Origin of the sequence: Roseburia sp. OF03-24, from assembly GCF_003463035.1 — a bacterium.
In the GTDB taxonomy this organism is placed as follows: Bacteria; Bacillota; Clostridia; order Lachnospirales; family Lachnospiraceae; genus Roseburia; species Roseburia rectibacter.
The window spans coordinates 45,897-63,503 of sequence record NZ_QSCK01000008.1; the positions used below are offsets into that span (position 1 = coordinate 45,897).

General features: G+C 41.1%; 17 protein-coding genes. 1 reads left to right on the forward strand and 16 read right to left on the reverse strand.

Features of this window, described 5'->3' with window-relative positions:
- Window positions 1–909: 909 nt before the first annotated feature.
- The 5 genes from DXA60_RS18835 to DXA60_RS05370 form a co-directional block, all read right to left on the reverse strand.
- The gene (locus DXA60_RS18835; RefSeq protein WP_006857209.1) at window positions 910–1,074 is read right to left on the reverse strand and encodes a hypothetical protein; all 165 of its coding nucleotides are present in this window, start codon (window positions 1,072–1,074) and stop codon (window positions 910–912) included.
- Window positions 1,075–1,215: 141 nt separating this feature from the next.
- Window positions 1,216–1,818 (reverse strand): alpha/beta fold hydrolase, encoded by a 603-nt coding sequence (locus DXA60_RS05355; protein ID WP_005342549.1) that lies wholly within the window; start codon window positions 1,816–1,818, stop codon window positions 1,216–1,218.
- 51 nt (window positions 1,819–1,869) lie between these two features.
- Complete coding sequence (locus DXA60_RS05360) at window positions 1,870–2,463, reverse strand: VanZ family protein (RefSeq protein ID WP_117920180.1); 594 nt, start codon at window positions 2,461–2,463, stop codon at window positions 1,870–1,872.
- Between the two features lie 167 nt (window positions 2,464–2,630).
- Window positions 2,631–3,587, reverse strand: a complete 957-nt coding sequence (locus DXA60_RS05365) for a 2-hydroxyacid dehydrogenase (protein ID WP_117920182.1) — start codon at window positions 3,585–3,587, stop codon at window positions 2,631–2,633.
- 32 nt (window positions 3,588–3,619) lie between these two features.
- Window positions 3,620–4,963, reverse strand: a complete 1,344-nt coding sequence (locus DXA60_RS05370; RefSeq protein WP_117920184.1) for an MATE family efflux transporter — start codon at window positions 4,961–4,963, stop codon at window positions 3,620–3,622.
- Window positions 4,964–5,179: 216 nt separating this feature from the next.
- On the opposite strand from DXA60_RS05370, the gene DXA60_RS05375 reads away from it, so the two are divergent.
- Complete coding sequence (locus DXA60_RS05375) at window positions 5,180–5,638, forward strand: Lrp/AsnC family transcriptional regulator (RefSeq protein ID WP_117920186.1); 459 nt, start codon at window positions 5,180–5,182, stop codon at window positions 5,636–5,638.
- Window positions 5,639–6,046: 408 nt separating this feature from the next.
- Here DXA60_RS05375 and DXA60_RS05380 read toward each other — a convergent pair whose 3' ends face one another.
- The 11 genes from DXA60_RS05380 to DXA60_RS05435 form a co-directional block, all read right to left on the reverse strand.
- Window positions 6,047–6,436, reverse strand: coding sequence for an NAD(P)-dependent oxidoreductase (locus tag DXA60_RS05380; RefSeq protein WP_117920188.1), 390 nt, complete (start codon window positions 6,434–6,436; stop codon window positions 6,047–6,049).
- The gene (rhuM, locus tag DXA60_RS05385) at window positions 6,418–6,669 is read right to left on the reverse strand and encodes a RhuM family protein (protein ID WP_330418382.1); all 252 of its coding nucleotides are present in this window, start codon (window positions 6,667–6,669) and stop codon (window positions 6,418–6,420) included. Before rhuM ends, DXA60_RS05380 begins: the two co-directional genes overlap by 19 nt.
- A gap of 78 nt (window positions 6,670–6,747) precedes the next feature.
- Window positions 6,748–7,167 (reverse strand): hypothetical protein, encoded by a 420-nt coding sequence (locus DXA60_RS19895; protein ID WP_330418379.1) that lies wholly within the window; start codon window positions 7,165–7,167, stop codon window positions 6,748–6,750.
- A gap of 116 nt (window positions 7,168–7,283) precedes the next feature.
- On the reverse strand, window positions 7,284–8,384 hold the full coding sequence (locus DXA60_RS05395) for a Fic family protein (RefSeq protein ID WP_117920190.1): 1,101 nt from the start codon (window positions 8,382–8,384) through the stop codon (window positions 7,284–7,286).
- Between the two features lie 123 nt (window positions 8,385–8,507).
- A complete protein-coding gene (locus tag DXA60_RS05400; protein WP_117920192.1) occupies window positions 8,508–9,863 on the reverse strand; it encodes a sodium-dependent transporter in 1,356 nt (451 codons plus the stop codon).
- 66 nt (window positions 9,864–9,929) lie between these two features.
- The gene (locus tag DXA60_RS05405; RefSeq protein WP_117920305.1) at window positions 9,930–11,312 is read right to left on the reverse strand and encodes an alanine/glycine:cation symporter family protein; all 1,383 of its coding nucleotides are present in this window, start codon (window positions 11,310–11,312) and stop codon (window positions 9,930–9,932) included.
- A gap of 170 nt (window positions 11,313–11,482) precedes the next feature.
- Window positions 11,483–13,204: a methyl-accepting chemotaxis protein gene (locus tag DXA60_RS05410; RefSeq protein WP_117920194.1), complete on the reverse strand. Its 1,722-nt coding sequence runs from the start codon at window positions 13,202–13,204 to the stop codon at window positions 11,483–11,485.
- 210 nt (window positions 13,205–13,414) lie between these two features.
- Entirely contained in the window at window positions 13,415–14,350 is a 936-nt protein-coding gene (locus tag DXA60_RS05420) for an ABC transporter ATP-binding protein (RefSeq protein WP_117920196.1), read from the reverse strand.
- On the reverse strand, window positions 14,337–15,428 hold the full coding sequence (locus tag DXA60_RS05425; RefSeq protein WP_117920198.1) for an ABC transporter ATP-binding protein: 1,092 nt from the start codon (window positions 15,426–15,428) through the stop codon (window positions 14,337–14,339). Before DXA60_RS05425 ends, DXA60_RS05420 begins: the two co-directional genes overlap by 14 nt.
- 16 nt (window positions 15,429–15,444) lie before the next feature.
- Complete coding sequence (locus DXA60_RS05430; RefSeq protein ID WP_117920200.1) at window positions 15,445–16,515, reverse strand: ABC transporter permease; 1,071 nt, start codon at window positions 16,513–16,515, stop codon at window positions 15,445–15,447.
- A 1-nt stretch (window position 16,516) separates the two neighbouring features.
- Complete coding sequence (locus DXA60_RS05435) at window positions 16,517–17,452, reverse strand: ABC transporter permease (RefSeq protein ID WP_006857403.1); 936 nt, start codon at window positions 17,450–17,452, stop codon at window positions 16,517–16,519.
- Window positions 17,453–17,607 lie beyond the last annotated feature (155 nt).

The following is a 17,607-nucleotide window of genomic DNA, read 5'->3' on the forward strand; positions in this document are numbered from 1 at the left end:
TTATTTTTTCTATCTTAGCACACCAAAATGACTTTTTATAATAATACAGACCAAACCCCTGTTTTACAAATGCTTCTGCTATAAAATTTTCAAATAATGCACCTTTATAAATTGCAAGATTTTTATTTGCCCGAAGATCCTCTTCATAATCAATATTTATCTGTCTTTGTAAACTTTCATTTCTGTATCAGAAAAAGGTCTGCATTCCGTCATATTTTCCATCCAGCTTAAACGCTTTCAACGCTGTCGCCATATCGGGATACTCCTTTTATAATTGCTTTCGGCAAAATAGAGGATCGATTCTGTTTTTCCAATCTGCCTTGCCCCTTTGATAATCAACGGTAAATGATCCGGATCACTTTTCCATTCAATTAAATACTGATCTATTTTTTTAATACATACAAATCCTCATTTTAAAGTTTTTTCTTCATACGATATTCCCACGTTTCGCTGCTCATTATAACACATTTTATGAGCCATAAATATTATTTATTTCACATTTTATGAGCTTTATTTTTATATTTTCTCACATTTTATGAGGATTTTTTCTTTAATTTTTCACATTTCATGTTTCACTTTATCATTCCAACAATTTCTGCCACACGCTTTCCCCATGTTTCACTTTCCTGTTGGAGTTCCGTAGCACTGCGAACCTTTTCGATAAACTCTGCTTCATTCAAAACAAACAACCAGCTTATCTGTGGTTTTATTCTACCACGAATAAGCTGGTTTGTGTAAAAATAATTATTGTCTCACTAATAGGAGAAATCCGAAAGAAAATCGGAACTGTCTTATAAGTATCATAAAATTTTAATTCCATAAATTTATGGGAATTATGGAATATATATTGATATCTTTCTTGTAAAAAGATCAAGTTTCCTGTCTGTAGTCATTTTGGCAAACTTGAATTTACTTGCTTTTCTTCTCTTTGCTGCGTCTCACTAATGCGATAAATAGTTCAATGACTCCGCCACATAGCCATATGATACCTAACGCAATATTTTCTGCCCAGAACCAAAACGGTGACATAACAATCCATGTAATCGCTAAAATAAAAATTCCCCTACTGCTCATGATTTTCCTCCTGAAACTCCGATTGTTGCTTACATTATACTTCGTCCATCTCTCTAAGGACAGTGGGATGTTGTGATGAAAGTGAGAGAGATCGCTTACCTGTCAGACAATTTATCTTACTATATTTTTTGCACGATAAATTTACTGATTTAATATCTCTGCAATCGTGTTTGGTGCATATTTATTGAGTTCATGTCCTGCATTTGGAACGATGTGCAAAGTAGCTTGGGGTAGCAATTCTTTTAGCCTTTTAGAAGCCTTTAGATTGGCAGTATCCTTTTTTCCACACAAAATTGTTACTGGACAACGAATATTATTTAATTGCAAAGTAAAATCCAATGACCGCATAGAGTGAGCCAATTTTATGGTGCTGCTTTTTGATAGTCCCATACTTTCAAAAACCTTGTTTGGCATACAACGGAAGATAAGATTTTGAAAATCTATCAGTAAACTTGGAACTTTATATTGTGCGCCAATCAAAACCAGCGAATCCACTTTTTCCTCATGTCGAATAGCAAAATCAATCGCAAGAAGCGCACCTAACGAAAGACCGCAGATACGAAGCGGCTCTTTTACTTCTGAATACCGCTGTTCTAAATCACCCAAAATCTGCGAATAGGATATTTCATCTTCTGTTGAAGAAAAAAGTTCTGGGCAATCGACATCAGAAATTGATAGTTGTTGGACTACTTCTTTCCAGTCCTGTGCAGTTTGTCCCAACCCATGTAAAAAAACAGTTTTCATTAAACGCCTCCTAAGCTCAAGATAACCATCAATGCACAAACAAACTTGAATTTACAGCACCATTTTCCATAACAATGATGAAATAAATGGTTGAAGGAAGAACATAATAAGTGCTACAGATACACATATTATGTAAAAGTCACTCATTTTTGAATTTGAAAAGATTCGCTTCGTAAAATTATCAGTTATCCTATGTACAATAAAATATCCAATTATAGTACCAACAGTATTTGTAATAATATCGTTTATATCACTGGTTCTAAAAGTAAAAATCTGTAATATTTCAATTAAACTTGTAACTATAAATCCCATTAAGGCAATATTTTTAATGTTTCTAAATTTATCCCACAATATCGGCAAAAAGAAACCAAATGGAACAAATAAAAGTATATTCAAACAAGCATTAATGAAATCCGAAACCATATCCAAAAACGGGATAACGTTCACTGCAAAATCAATTTTCAGAGATGCTATATTAGGGAAGCCTACAAGTGCTAAGACTGCAGTAAAATAAAACCCAAATACCATATAAATAATAGTTCGTTTCCAGCTATGAAAACATAACTTGTTATATATGCACCAAATAGGAATTATAAAAACAGCTGCCGCAACAATTTCGATAAGTGCACTATATATTCTATACATATTTTTCTACCTCCACAACTTCCGATTTCTATTTTTCCAGTAATTCTATTGTTTATGTTGTTCCTGCTGTATCGGAAGAAGATATCAAAGCACTGACTTATTGATTGTAATTATATTTTTTTCACTCTGCAAACCCGGAAGTTATATCATCACTTTGCTGCCAGATGCTATATACCTGATACAACATTGATCGGATTCCCTTCCATAAACTGCTTTATATTATCCGCCAGAATAGAAACCAACCGCTGTCTTGTCTCAAGTCCTTTCCATCCCATATGTGGCGTCAAAAGGACTTGATCCATAGTATAAAGAGGGTTGGTTTCTTCAGGTGGTTCAGTTTCCTGAACATCAAGTCCGGCTCCTGCAATCGTACCATTTTCCAATGCTTCTATAAGAGCAGCCTCATCAATAAGTGCACCTCTTGAAGTATTAATGATAAACGCTGAGGGCTTCATAAGTGCTAAAGACTCTTTGTTTATCATATGTTTTGTACTTTCCGTCAATGGACAGTGCATGGAAACATAATCACTATTCTCGAGTAATTCCTCAAGCGATACATAGCGGATCCCCTTCTCATCCGCTCTCGGTGTCCTGGTATATACAAGTATGTTCATATCCAAAGCCTGTGCGATCTGGATAACCTTCCTGCCAATGTGTCCTGCACCTATAACACCAAGTGTTTTTCCATTTACCTCAACATGCGGAACCTGAAGATTTCTGGTGAAATTGTCATGATTTCCGCATGCCAGCATTTTCATCTGTGCCTGCATTGCAGAACTCAGATTCAATATCATCATGATCGCAGTATGTGCCACACGTTCTGTGCTGTATGCCGGGATATTGCAGACTGTAATCCCCTTCTTCCGTGCTGCTTCAAGATCAATATTATTATATCCTGTACCTGCCTCGCAGATCAGTTTAACAGATTCCGGGAATTTCTGTATCATTTCTGCACTTACAGGCATCTCCTTTGTTACAATGACATCTGCACCCTGAATACGCTCTGACAGCTGCTGTTCTGTTGTATCATCATATACTGTAACATCAGAAGATAAAACGGAAAAATCCAGTTTCCCATCAAAATTCATTTTCTTTGCATTCAATACCACACATTTATCGTTCATACTATAAATTCCTCCTTTTGAATTACTTTAGTCTATCGGGATTGCACTTCTTTATCAGTCGGCCATGATCTCCGAAGAGCCATATAGGATATTAAAAAGTTTGCAAACCAACCAGCCGGTACAGCAAGCCAGACAAATGCAATGCCAAAACGCGGTGCGCAAATCAAAGCAACCGACAGGCGTATCGCCAGGTTTACCATATTTGCAATAAGGAACGGGCGCATGATTCCAATGCCACGAAGAACCCCATCAGTTGCCATTTTGATTCCCATAAAGATGAAGAAGTAACCGAGCCATCTCATATAACCCTCGGATACTTGATAAGCCAGGGCCGTTCCATCTTTACCAAGGAATAGCGAGGAAATCTGAGTATGCAAGGTTTCAATGACTATAAAAGCAAGAACTGCAAAACATACATCTAACACCAGTGCAGCGTGATATCCTTTTTTGATCCGTTCAATTTTCTTTGCACCAAGATTCTGGGAAACATATGGGGAAACCGCATTGCCAATGGATACAAAAATCAATGAAAAAACATTCTCTACCCGCATCGTCGCCGCATACCCCGCAAGTGCCTGTGTACCGAAAGGGTTTACAACAGCCTGTACGATCATCATACCGATAGACACTGTAGATTGCTGAAGAACCGAAGGTACAGCAATTTGAAGCATGGAATATAACTCCTTCCTGTCAAACCAATCAAATCGACTTTTATATCGACGCATCCGGCTAAGGAAAAGAAAAAGTGAAAACACCGCAGAAATCCCCTGTGCTATAAGAGTCGCAAGGGCTGCCCCAAACACCCCGAGCCCAAGTCCGGCCACCATCCAAAGATCCATAAAAATATTTAAGATTGACGAGAATACCAGAAGTCCCAGTGGGATTTTCGATTCACCAATTGAAGTGAACATGTTGGAAAGAATGTTATACATAAACAGAAACGGAAAGCCCACAAAATAGACCCGCAGATATAACACTGCATCATTCAGTATATCGCCAGGGGTTTGTAATACCCTCATCATCGAGTGGGAAAAGCAAAAGCCAAAAACACCAAGGACTATGCTTAGAATTAAGAAGCTAAACAAGGACGTTGACACGATGGTCTTCATTTTTCCATACTCCCTGGCACCGAAATAGCGGCTTACGAGCACACCGGCACCGACACCTGCCCCCAGTGCCACACAAATGAAAACATTGGTCAGCGCTGCGCAGGCCCCGACAGCTGCAAGTGCAGAAGAGCCAACAAATTGACCGACGATGATAGAGTCAGCCATATTGTATATTTGTTGAAAAAAGCTGCCCAAAATCATTGGCATTGCAAAAACCGTCAACGCTTTAAGAGGCGTATCTGTGATCAAATATTCATCTTTTGACATTATCATATTCCTCCACAGCCTTTATAATTTCACTTATTCTCCTTCGCCAGAATTTATTCCATGCATTCAAAACGCAAGTTTTAAATTACGTTACGAAATAATTATATGTATTTACAGCTGCCAAGTCAAGCCAACGTTTACTTTCAGTAACATAAATGATATGATATTTAAGAAAAATTACTATCCGAAGGATATTATTTTACAGGAGGGACACTTATGTACCTGAACGGTTTAGATGAACTGGATCAGAAGATCATCCAGTTGCTTATAGAAAATGCACGTATTTCTTACTCTGATATCGGTAAAGAAACCGGTATTTCCAGAGTGGCAATAAAAGCCCGGATTCAGGCTCTGGAGAAAAAAGGCATAATTGAAGAATATACAACTATAATAAACCCTCAAAAGATCAGCGGTGCTGTTTCATGCTATTTTGAAATTGAGACAAAACCAGACCATCTGTCGCAGGTGACAGATATATTACATAATAATGATACCGTCACGCAGATTTACCGTGTCACAGGAAGAGACAAACTGCATGTACATGCCGTTGCCTCATCAAGTGATGAAATGGAACGCTTCCTGCACACAGTCATTGATACACTTCCCGGCGTTATCAGCTGCAGCTGCAATACGATCTTATCACGTATTAAAGATATTAAAGGATTACGGCTATAGAAACCTGCTAAACAATTACTTATATTACATTTTGCTATTATTGCAACACATTATAAATCAGATTAGCACAGCCTTCAATACTGTACAAATCAGATTCGGTTCCAAACAGGCGGACAATGCTCATAGGTGCGAATTGAAAAACACAGAAAGCAGCAACGATTACTGCCGTAATTATAGTCCCAGATGGGCTGTGCACCAGTAGAAAGTCCCACAATTTTCTTCAGGATTTTTGACGACAAAGCAAAACTCTCTTTGTGGAGCTTAACACTCTTAAATTTCCAAATATATACAAAATAGATGATGAACGTTAAAATCTGTCCTATGTTAGTAGCCCATGCAGCACCTTTTATCCCCAGTGAAAAACAAAGATAAATATCGGATCAAGGATAATGTTTGCGATGCAGCCTATCAACATACCAAGCATACTATACTTTTAGGACTTCCATCGGCACGTATGATACCTGCAAGCTTATCCTCATTAAGTGCTTTTGCGAGAGCCTGATTATCTACAATCGGACCTCTTGCACAGTTGATCAAGATTGCTGATGGCTTCATCTTAGCAATTTTCTCCGCACTGATTAATCCATTGGTCTCTGCATTTGCCGGAGTATGCACAGAGATAATGTCACTTTCTGACAGCAATGTATCCAAATCGACATATTTAATTCCAAGTTCTTTTACTTTCTCTCGTTCATGACGCGCATATGCAAGTACTTTGGCACCAAATGCCAGAAACAGTTTTGCTGTCTTGAACCCAATCTGTCCACAGCCAATAATTCCTATGGTTTTTCCTTCAATTTCAGTTCCCGCAAGCCCATATTCTCCTTGGTGTGGTCTGCCTGATTATACACAATTTCAGCCGCAGTCTTACCGGTAATGGCATAGTGGAATTTATTCTGTATGGTGGCATAAAAATGATATGCAGTATCAGAATCTCTATCATAATCAATGCTGCACTCTGCAAAGATATCAGTTATCTGTTGCCATATTCTGCGTTCGCTGGCACGGGCTGAATGAATTAAAAGGAAGATGGCTTCTTACGGTGAAGGAATTACAGAAAACCATTATGGAGAAAGGACGGATGTTATATGAACGAATTACAGGATACTTTAGAGGAGATCATGAAGATTTTCAAATGTCAGGAAGACATGCTGGACATTCTGGAGAACGAGAAGTCTCAAAACATCTTCAGAGAAGCCAAGACAAAGGCAGACTGTATCAATGGTGCTATGGCTGCTTGACCAATCTGTGCTGTGATCCTTAAATGCAGGATACAAAAATCCGGTCTCTTTGATTTCCTCAAATAATTGCCAGATACTTCCCGGTTTTCTGCTTTCATCTGGAATCCTGTACTCTTTTAACTGTTCATTTGTCTTTGAGATCAGCACCGTCTTTGCAAGTTCTAAGTTTTTGGCTCTTTCGGATGCAGACAATTTTAAGAAATGCGTATTGAATGTTCCATCCACATATCCCTCTTCATCAAAATATGCGCCTGCGATCCGGTCTATGGATGCCCGTGCGGGCGTCATCCGTCTGGGGTGAGTTCTAGCATGTCGTCGCGATTGATCATTTTAATCCCCATTCCTGCGCTGTTTTTTGCACATATCCAGTTTGTGCCGGGGCACAAATCTCCATATCATAATAGCTATTTTAACTGATTTAATATCTTTTTCTCATTCATTCTCGTAAAATCGCTCAGTCTGTATGAGCGTATTCTCTCCTTCACGATCACCGGCACTAAAAAACCATTTGCCGAGAGTTTTGCACACCTGTTTATGATCGTTTTACTGGTCACTCCCACCAACTTGCTGACATCAATCGGCGCAAATTCATACAAATGTTTTTTTATCAGAAATACCAACAGCTCTTTCTCCTTCGCATTCAGATAAGACAATCCGACAAGCAGATCCTCCTCACTGGATTCCCTGGACAACTCGCATACTTTCGCGGAATATAATTCCATCATGCGCAGGAAATAATCTACCCATATCTCCGGATGCGGCGGATTATCCCTCCCGGAATAATACAGTGCCGGAAGTCCCATCTGCAAGGATCGGTAATACTCTTCGGCATCATATGCAAAATACTCTTCTAAAGAACCGATCCCATAAAACCCATATCCATTCAGGTCTAATATATACCCGGACATCAGTCTTGCCGTTCTTCCGTTTCCGTCTTCGAACGGATGGATCGTCACCAGTTGATAATGGACAACTGCAGCAACGATCAGCGGATGATCGTCTGTTGTATTCACATAATTGACCAATTCATCCAAAAGTTCTGGGATATCAATATATTCCGGCGGTATATAATCGGCATTTCCCGTCTCCGAATCATACACTGCAAACAAAAATCCCGGCGGCATGGCTCCCCTCAGCCCAATTTTTTCCTTAGATGCTCCTTTTTCCACTAACGCCTGAATCTCCAGAATCAATTCCTTAGAAAACGGGACTTTATCTTTTACCTTCTTTTCTAAAAGACACAATGCCATGAAGTAATTCCTTACTTCCTGCTCCGGCTTTAAGAAATGTCTGTGCGGATCACTTTCGATTGCGGCATCTGCCTGTCCCTCTGTGAGCGGATTTCCCTCTATTTTATTGGATGCATAGGAACTTTTCTTCTTGGAATTTTTTCTTAACTTATTTGCGGTAATACTCGGTATATGAACATTGCCCATTGAGAATTTATTTTTATCAATCTGTGATATCCTCTTTAGAATATTGTTCGTAAGTGTAACATGGATCATTTTGCTCCCTCCTGCATCATTCTATTATACCGGATTTCCGTAATTTATTCCATTAAATTTACACTATTTTTACACTATTTTTCACTATTCTTTCACTATTTTTCTCTTAATTGCTTTCCTTTTTTACACAAGCCCCTGAATCAGGATAAACAGAATCAGCAGCGGCAATATAAACTGAAAATACGGTTTTAATTTTTTGGAGATCTTAAGTCCCTCTCCCGTGTTTGCTTCGTCGATATATTTGTCAAATCCCCATCCCCACTTCGTTACGCTAAACAGCAGATAGATCAGTGAACCGATCGGCAAAAGCAGATTGCTGACGATAAAATCCTCACTGTCAAGTATATCGCGGCTGCCTATCAGATGCAGGCTGCTCCACACATTATAGCCTAATACGCACGGAATACTTGCGATTAGAATGATCACTGCGTTGATGAACGCAGCTTTCTTTCTGCTCCATTGAAACATGTCCATACAAAATGACATGATGTTTTCAAATACCGCCATGACTGTTGAAAAGCTGGCAAACGTCATAAACAGGAAAAACAGACATCCCCAGATACGTCCACCCGCCATATTGACAAATACATTTGGAAGCGTGATAAAGATCAGGCTGGGACCGGCATCCACTTCCACACCATAGCTGAAGCATGCCGGGAAAATGATCAGTCCTGACATGATCGCAACAAAAGTGTCAAGTCCACAGATCTGTGCTCCCTCACCGGCAAGTGAATGTTCTTTTCCCATATAACTTCCAAAGATCTCCATTGCCGCAACACCAAGACTTAAGGTGAAAAATGCCTGGTTCATAGCCGCTGTGATCACATTTTTAAGTCCTGTCTCTGCAACTGTATCCAGATCCGGTACAAGATAAAATTTCACACCCTCAGCTGCCCCCTGCAATGTGATACTATGCACCGCAAGAACAACGATCAAAATTAACAATGCACTCATCATAAACTTGCTTATTTTTTCCAGTCCATTCTGCAATCCCCTGCTGCACACAAAAAATCCAAGTACTACCGTAAGGATCATCCAGAATGCCATCTGCAAGGGATCTGCAAGAAGATTTCCAAATGCTGCTGCCGTGTCATCCGCTGTCATTCCGGTCAGAAATTCACCTTTTAAAAATTTGAAAAAATAAGATACCATCCAGCCAGAGACTGTCGTGTAATACATCATCAGCATATAGCAGCCAAACATTGCGATCCAGCCGTGAATATGCCATTTACTGCCTTCTTTTTCGAGTGTCTTATATCCTAATACAGCGCTGTTCCTGCTTGCCCGTCCCACAGCAAGTTCCATTGTAAGCACAGGAAGTCCCATTGCAACGAGAAAGATCAGGTAAAATAATACAAAGATTCCGCCACCGTTTTGTCCAGCCACATAAGGGAATCGCCATACGTTTCCAATTCCGATTGCACAGCCTGCGCTCACGAGTAAAAATCCCAAACGGGATTTGAAAGATTCTCTTTTCATATTTTTTACTCCATTTCTGGTTTTTTATTGTTATTAAGGTGGATTTTAAATGATATGATACATTTATTATTTTGAGGATTCAAATTCTTTTAATGCCGCAAGTGCCTGTCCGCCAAGCAGATACAGGATTCCTGTATTAAAAATGGTCATCAGTCCGATTCCTACATCGCCAAGATCCCATACAAAAGTATATGCTGCAATTCCTCCAATAAAAAGCATAACCAAGGCAAGTATCTTATACAATGTCTGCCAGATCCATTTGTCACCAAACAGATAAGCAACATTGCTTCTGGCATAAAACAGAATACCTAAGAATGTGGAAAAACTGAATAAAAACAGTGTCACGGCGATGAATATCACGCCAAATTCACCCAGATGATAGCGCATTGCCGATTGAAGCAGATCCATGCCCTCTTTTCCCGCCACGACATTTTCCGGTGCTGTAAGCATGATCATTGCAGTACAGCTGCAGATCACGATCGTATCAATAAATACACCAAGTGCCTGTGTCAGTCCGGCGCTGACCGGCGTCTCACATTCGGCTGCTGCGGCAGCACATGGTGCAGAGCCGGAACCGGCTTCATTTGAAAACAATCCCCTTTTTACGCCATTCATAAGGACAGCGCCGAAGCCGCCGGAGACTGCCTGCCTGAGTCCAAACGCCTCCTCAAAAATCCGACCAAAAACCGCCGGAATGCTACCAATATTTTTCAGGATAATAAATATTGTAATTACAAAATAGCAGACCGCCATAACCGGCACGACCACGTCAAGCACTTTTACCGTCGCATTTTTCCGAAGGACGATCACCGCCGCAATCGCAACCAGTACGATTGTTGTGTAGAGTGGCGGAATGCCAAATGCATTTTCAAAGGATGATGCCACGGAGTTACTGATAACCTGGCTGATGCCGCACCAACAGATCAGTCCTGAAATTGCAAAAAGTACCGCGATCAGCACATGCTTTTTCTTCTTTTTTAATTTTTCTTCACAGAAATGATGGATATAATATGCGGGACCTCCGCGATATCCGCCATACAAAGGATCTTTCTCCTTGTGTAACTGTGCGAGCGTCCCCTCCACAAATGCGGTCGAGGAACCGATCAGCGCTGTCACCCACATCCAGAACACAGCACCGGCACCGCCTGCTGAGATTGCCGCTACAACGCCTACCAGATTTCCCATGCCGACTCTGGTAGCCGTCGATACGATCAGCGTCTGGAATGTGGAAAGACTGTCCTTATTTTCCTTTTTTGCCATAAGTGCTTTTATCATATCCGGGAAAAGCCTGACCGGCAAAAATCTTGTGCGGATCGTAAAATAGATTCCTGTCGGAATCAGAAGAATTACAAGTAAAGAAATACCTATGCTGCTTTCCTGCGGCAAAGGGATCGTAATCAGATCTCCCCATAAAAATGCGTAGACCTTTTCAATAACCGAGACTATCATAGTATATACCTTTTCCATCCTTAGTTTGTACTTTCTCTATCATACTATAGATTGTCTCTTTCATGCAATAAACAAAAAAAAGATCCGCAGCATAAGCCACGGATCTTGTCTACCGTTTATACCACTCATTTTTTACAAATAAAGTGCACTCCATTTTATGTCTGATATTTTTATTCTGTTAAATTTTCAATTTCCGGAACTTTAAATTTCTGGATCATTCCCTGCAGACTCTCTGCCTCACTGCTCATCTCCTGACTGGCAGCCGCACACTCCTCAGATGTTGCAGAATTTGTCTGCACAACATCATTGATCTGCTCAATTCCCTCATTGATCTGCTGGATTTCTGTTGTCTGTGTCTCTAATGTATCCGCAATATGTGTAACTTCTTCCGTAATCTGCTTAGAGTTCTCTGCTACCTCCTCCAGCTGTGCCGCAGTCTCTTCCGCAATTATCATACCTTTTTCTACCGCATTCACAGATGTTTCGATCAGTGATGCTGATTCTTTTGCCGCCTGGGCACTCTGTTCAGCTAATAAATTTACCTGATTCGCTACAACTGCAAATCCTTTTCCTGCCTCTCCGGCCCTTGCCGCTTCAATAGAAGCATTCAACGCCAGCAGATTTGTCTGGGAAGCAATTTCATTAATTGTTGCAATAATCTTATCAATCTCTTTTGATGCCTCATTAATCTCATGCATAGAAGCAACCATTTCATGCATCTTACCATTGCTGCCTGAAATGGCATTTCCAAGTTCATCCACTCTTCCACTGATTGCTTTTGCAGATTGTGAATTTTTTTCTACCTGTTCAGAAACTCCGGCAACTGTAGCCGTCAGTTCTTCTACAACCGCTGCCTGATTCGTAGCTCCATCTGCAAGATCATTGGAACTTGATGCCACCTGGTCTGCTGCACTTGAAACCTCACTCGAAACATTTTTAATTCCTTTGATCGTTTCTGCCATACTCTTCTCAAATGACATGAAAGAATTTAAAATACCGACAAAATCTCCCTTCCACTCTACTTCCGGCTGAACATCAAAATTTCCTTCTGAGAACAGTTTCATTGCACGATCAATATCATCTACATAAGTTCCCAAAATACGAATTGATTTGCGCATACTGTGCGCCAGTCTTCCAATCTCATCCTCCGAATGATATTCCAGCGTACTGTGTAAATTTCCTTCTGTCAGTTCCTTTGCAACGTCTTCCACTGCACGTAACGGATCCAGAATTGTTTCAAGTACCTTTTTACTTGTTACCTTAGCCAGTGTGCATGCATAAACCAGACAGATAATAATACACACAATTCCTGCAACAGCAAAAATAATTGTAGTTCTTGCAGACTGCTCACTTACTTCATCTGTGATCTCATCTAATCTTATGGCAATTTCCACAAGTTTATTTAATGCAGGTGTACAACTATTAAAAATTTCATCAATCGCTTTCTCTTTTTCGCCATTTTTAATTTCTTCTATAATCGAATAACCAATGTTTCCCCAATCAGAAAGAGCAGATGCATACTCATTATATTCCTCATCCGGTAAGACTTTGGTTTTCTTTAATATTTCCAGCTGCGAATCCACTTCTGTAAGCTGCTTTTTTACAGTCTGCTCATAACTGTCATAAGCAGATGTATCATTATTTAATGCCATTTCCCTGATATTTCTCGCTGACGCATTCACATTGATCCTGCAGATTTTTACCGCCTGATCCGCAGCATTGACATCATCTATATAATGTAACATATTAGCAAATAACACACCTATGACCACGATAGAAAACAGCCCCGAAATCAACATCATAATAATGACTTTTCTGTAGCCATAGTTTATCCTTTCCTTCAAACGCATATTTTCCAATTTGTTTTTCATTGTACTCTTTTGTGACAACATAGATTGTTATTTCCTTTCTCTTTGAATTTTTTGAATTTTTACTCTTATATACCAAAATCCATTTTCAAAGTCAATAAGGTTTCGGTTTAAATTTTATATTCTATTTTTCACATAATATTCAGTACTCCCATCCCCAAAAAATTCAGCACTTTTACCAAAAAAGGAAACCACCACACCCCGGCTCCCGGTTTGTGATGGTTTCCTATTATATTATTCTGTCCATTTCTTAAATTCTTCATCCGTACATTTCACATAATGTGTCCCGGACACCAGATGATCCGTTCCTTTATTGTAATCAATGCCGGAAGTCTTGTAATCGTAGCTCAATGCCACACGATTCTTTTCCACGACCGGATTCGGTGCAGGTATCGCAGAAAGAAGGCTCTTCGTATATGGGTGGATTGGATTCTCAAAGATTTCCTCCGTTGTTCCGGTCTCTAAAAGATGTCCCAGATGAAGTACCCCGATGCGATCCGAAATATATTTGACCATGGAAAGGTCATGTGCGATAAACAGATAAGCAGTTCCGGTCTCCTGCTGGATATCCTTCATCAGGTTTACAACCTGTGCCTGAATGGAAACGTCCAGCGCAGAGATACACTCATCTGCAATGATCAGTTTCGGGTTCATGATCAGCGCTCTCGCAATTCCGACACGCTGTCTCTGTCCACCGGAAAACTGATGCGGATAACGGCCCGCATGCTCCGGCGCAAGTCCAACCTTTGCCAGAATATTTTTGATCTTTTCCTCACGCTCCGCGCGTGTCTTGTACATGTGATGGATATCTAAGCCCTCGCCAATGATGTCGCGCACTTTTTTTCTTGGATTTAAAGATGCCATCGGGTCCTGGAAGATCATCTGCATCTGTGTGCGCAGTGCCTGGCTGTTTGCCTTATTGATCTTTCCGCTGATGTCCATTCCATTGAAATTGATCTCGCCGGCAGTCGGATCATATAGTCTTATGATGCTTCTTCCGATCGTTGATTTTCCGGAACCGGATTCGCCGACCAGACCATATGTCTCACCCGGATAGATCTGGAAACTTACGTTTTCTACCGCATGCACGGTATATGTATTACTTACCTTAAAATATTGTTTCAAGCCTTTCACGGTAAGAAGAGGCTTACTGTTTTCATTCACCGTCATCGATCTTAGCCTCCTTCTTCATTCGCGCAATACGCTCTTTTAATTCAAGCGGCATCTCTGCCTTCGGTGCCCGCGGATCTAACAGCCAGGTTGCCGCATAATGCGTATCTGTGATCTGGAACATTGGCGGCTCAGCCTTGTCATCGATCTCAAGCGCAAACTGGTTACGCGGTGCAAACGCATCGCCCGGTTTCTCGTTTAACAGGTTTGGCGGCGAACCAGGGATCGTGTAAAGCCTCTCGTCCGCGGTATCAAGATCAGGCATTGCGGAGAGCAGTCCCCATGTATACGGATGCTTCGGATCATAGAATATCTCATTGATCGTACCTTTCTCGACGATTTTTCCGGCATACATGACATTGACGTAATCTGCAACTTTGGCAACCACGCCGAGGTCATGTGTGATGTAAATAACGGAAATGCCTCTCTCTTTCTGTACTCTGCGGATCAGCTCGATGATCTTTGCCTGAATCGTAACATCCAGTGCAGTCGTCGGCTCATCACAGATCAGAAGATCCGGGTTACAGGCAAGCGCGATGGCAATGACCACACGCTGTCTCATACCACCGGAGAGCTGATGCGGATAGTTTTTCATACGTTTTTCTGCATCCTCGATGCCAACCTCTTTTAAAAGTTCTACTGCCTTATCCCAGGCTTCTTTCTTCGGTGTCTTAAAATGCCAGATCATACCTTCCATGATCTGTTTTCCGATCGTCATGGTCGGATCAAGACTTGTCATCGGATCCTGGAATACCATGGCAATTCTTTTTCCATTGATATGGCGTCTGATCCACTTTTTATCTTTTGTTAAAATGTCTACCGTCTGCGGCGTTCCATCCGCATGATGATAGGAAAATTCTATGGTACCGCCTGTTACTTTTGCATTGGATGCCAAAATACCCATGGCAGCTTTCATTGTTACGGATTTACCGGAGCCGGACTCACCAACGATCGCAACTGTCTCACCCTTCATCAGGTCAATATTGACTCCACGGATAGCGTGCACGCTTCCTGCAGTTGTCTGAAACGTAATATCCAGGTCCCGTATTTTTAAAATCTGTTCTTTCGTCTCTGACATATACGAATCCCCTTTCTTACATTTCTTTCAGCTTCGGATCTAATGCTTCACGTAAACCATCTGCTACAAGGTTAAAGCTTAACATCAGAAGCGCCATTACAACGATCGGCGGAATGATCTGGTACGGATGTGTGGTAAAACTGTTAAATCCTTCGGAGATCAGTGAACCAAGTGAACACTGCGGCACCGGAATACCAAGACCTACGAAACTTAAGAACGCCTCGGTAAAGATCGCTGTCGGGATGGAGAACATTACCTGTGTAATGATCGGTCCAATGATATTTGGCAGAACTTCTTTAAAGATAATAAAGAAATTTCCTGCTCCAAGTGTCCGTGATGCAAGTACAAATTCCTGCTCCTTTAATTTGAGCATCTCAGCTCTTGCGATACGGCTCATGCCGACCCACTCTGTCAGCATCAATGCAAAAATAATGGTAAGCATACCCGGCTGCAGTACTAATAATAAAAGAGTTACGATAACAAGACGCGGAATACCGTTCGCGACCTCCAGAAACCGCTGCATGAACATATCGACTTTCCCGCCAAAATATCCGGAGATCAGTCCATAGCTCATACCGATCACCATATCGATGATAGCGGCTGCTACGGCGATAATCAGGGAAACGCGTGCGCCGGACCAGGTACGTGTCCAGATATCACGTCCGAAGTTATCACTTCCGAACCAGTAGTAAAGATCATCTAAGCCTTTTTCTTCATAGTAATTGATCTTTTTTGTTCCGGTCGTTGTTTTCATGCCCTCACTGCCATCGAAGATGCCAATTTTTTCCAGACCTTTTACCCTCGGTGCAAAGTTTTTCTGTGTCAGTGACTGTTCGGAGTAACTGAAATCATTCATCCCCGGGCCAATAATTGCAAATACCGTAATGATAATGATCAGGATCAGACCGATCACTGCACTGATTTTTTTGAAATAGCGGATCAATACGTCTTTCCAGAAACTCTGTGCTGCAAAGTTGTCATCTAACGCAAGTTCGCCATCCGTATGTTTAAATTTAAAATCCGCCTCGACCGGTATGTAGCCGGCAGCATCATTTCCCACATTCATGGTATTTTCCTGTGACACCATATCAGTCTCCTTTCTTTGCCAGACGAATTCTCGGGTCAATGATTCCGTAAAGGATATCTACCACAAGCATGATGGCAATGTACATTGCAGAATAAATAAAGCTTAATGCGATAACCACGTTGTAGTCGTTCGACTGAATGGCATTTACCAGAAGACTTCCGACACCCGGTATTGCAAATATTTTTTCAACAACCAGAGAACCGGTCATCAGATCGACAATCAGCGGTGCAAGCACGGTGATGATCGGGATCAGTGCATTTCGCAGTGCATGTTTAAAAATCAGCGCTGAACCCGAAATTCCTTTGCTCTCCGCAAGCAGCATATAATCGCTGCCGAGTACCTCAAGCATTTCACTTCGTGTAAAACGCGCAATCGACGCCATCGTAAACATCGAAAGTGATATACTAGGCAGCACGCTCGATCCGAAGATATCGCTCTCCGAAAACAGCATCGGGAACCACCCTAATTTAAATCCGAAGTTATAGCTGAGTGCCAGCGCGAACACATACGACGGTACCGACACACCGATAACTGAAATGATCGTCGCTAACGAATCCCATATCGTGTCATGTTTTAATGCAGCGAGAAGTCCAAGCAAAAGCCCGACCACGGCACCAATCAACACCGCATATCCTCCGATACTGATGGAGATCGGAAGTCTTGTCTTTATCAACTGGGAAATTGGTGTATTCTTTGAGATATTGTAACTTACGCCGAGATCTCCCTTTAACATATTGCCTACATATTTCACAAACTGTACCGGCAATGGCTGATCCAGTCCATATTTCGTATACAGCGCTGCTCTCTGGTCTGCATTTAACTTTTCATCGTTGAATGGAGAACCTGGCATCAGCTGCATTAAAATAAACAGAACGAGCAAAATTGCAAGCAACGTAAACAAAGACGTTACAATTCTCTTAAGTGCATATTTTTTCACGTTCTAATCCTCCTTTAGTTTTGCGGAGCAAAATGCGACTGCCTTTGCAGGAGCAGAGGATTTTCCTCCTTGTTTTTCCGTTCACGACATAGGAAATTCCTGCCTCATTTCCTATAGCGTCAACAATATGATGAAATTGCCGCACCAAAGTTTTG

What these genes read in the sequence shown, in the direction of transcription:
- DXA60_RS05375 (WP_117920186.1), top strand. Translation starts at nt 5,180, where the DNA reads ATGTACCTGAACGGTTTAGATGAACTGGATCAGAAGATCATCCAGTTG.
- DXA60_RS05360 (WP_117920180.1), bottom strand. Translation starts at nt 2,463, where the DNA reads ATGTATAGAATATATAGTGCACTTATCGAAATTGTTGCGGCAGCTGTT.
- DXA60_RS05400 (WP_117920192.1), bottom strand. Translation starts at nt 9,863, where the DNA reads ATGAAAAGAGAATCTTTCAAATCCCGTTTGGGATTTTTACTCGTGAGC.
- DXA60_RS05410 (WP_117920194.1), bottom strand. Translation starts at nt 13,204, where the DNA reads ATGTTGTCACAAAAGAGTACAATGAAAAACAAATTGGAAAATATGCGT.
- DXA60_RS05395 (WP_117920190.1), bottom strand. Translation starts at nt 8,384, where the DNA reads ATGATCCATGTTACACTTACGAACAATATTCTAAAGAGGATATCACAG.
- DXA60_RS05355 (WP_005342549.1), bottom strand. Translation starts at nt 1,818, where the DNA reads ATGAAAACTGTTTTTTTACATGGGTTGGGACAAACTGCACAGGACTGG.
- DXA60_RS18835 (WP_006857209.1), bottom strand. Translation starts at nt 1,074, where the DNA reads ATGAGCAGTAGGGGAATTTTTATTTTAGCGATTACATGGATTGTTATG.
- DXA60_RS05425 (WP_117920198.1), bottom strand. Translation starts at nt 15,428, where the DNA reads ATGTCAGAGACGAAAGAACAGATTTTAAAAATACGGGACCTGGATATT.
- DXA60_RS19895 (WP_330418379.1), bottom strand. Translation starts at nt 7,167, where the DNA reads ATGACGCCCGCACGGGCATCCATAGACCGGATCGCAGGCGCATATTTT.
- DXA60_RS05420 (WP_117920196.1), bottom strand. Translation starts at nt 14,350, where the DNA reads ATGACGGTGAATGAAAACAGTAAGCCTCTTCTTACCGTGAAAGGCTTG.
- DXA60_RS05365 (WP_117920182.1), bottom strand. Translation starts at nt 3,587, where the DNA reads ATGAACGATAAATGTGTGGTATTGAATGCAAAGAAAATGAATTTTGAT.
- DXA60_RS05370 (WP_117920184.1), bottom strand. Translation starts at nt 4,963, where the DNA reads ATGTCAAAAGATGAATATTTGATCACAGATACGCCTCTTAAAGCGTTG.
- DXA60_RS05430 (WP_117920200.1), bottom strand. Translation starts at nt 16,515, where the DNA reads ATGGTGTCACAGGAAAATACCATGAATGTGGGAAATGATGCTGCCGGC.
- DXA60_RS05405 (WP_117920305.1), bottom strand. Translation starts at nt 11,312, where the DNA reads ATGATAGTCTCGGTTATTGAAAAGGTCTACGCATTTTTATGGGGAGAT.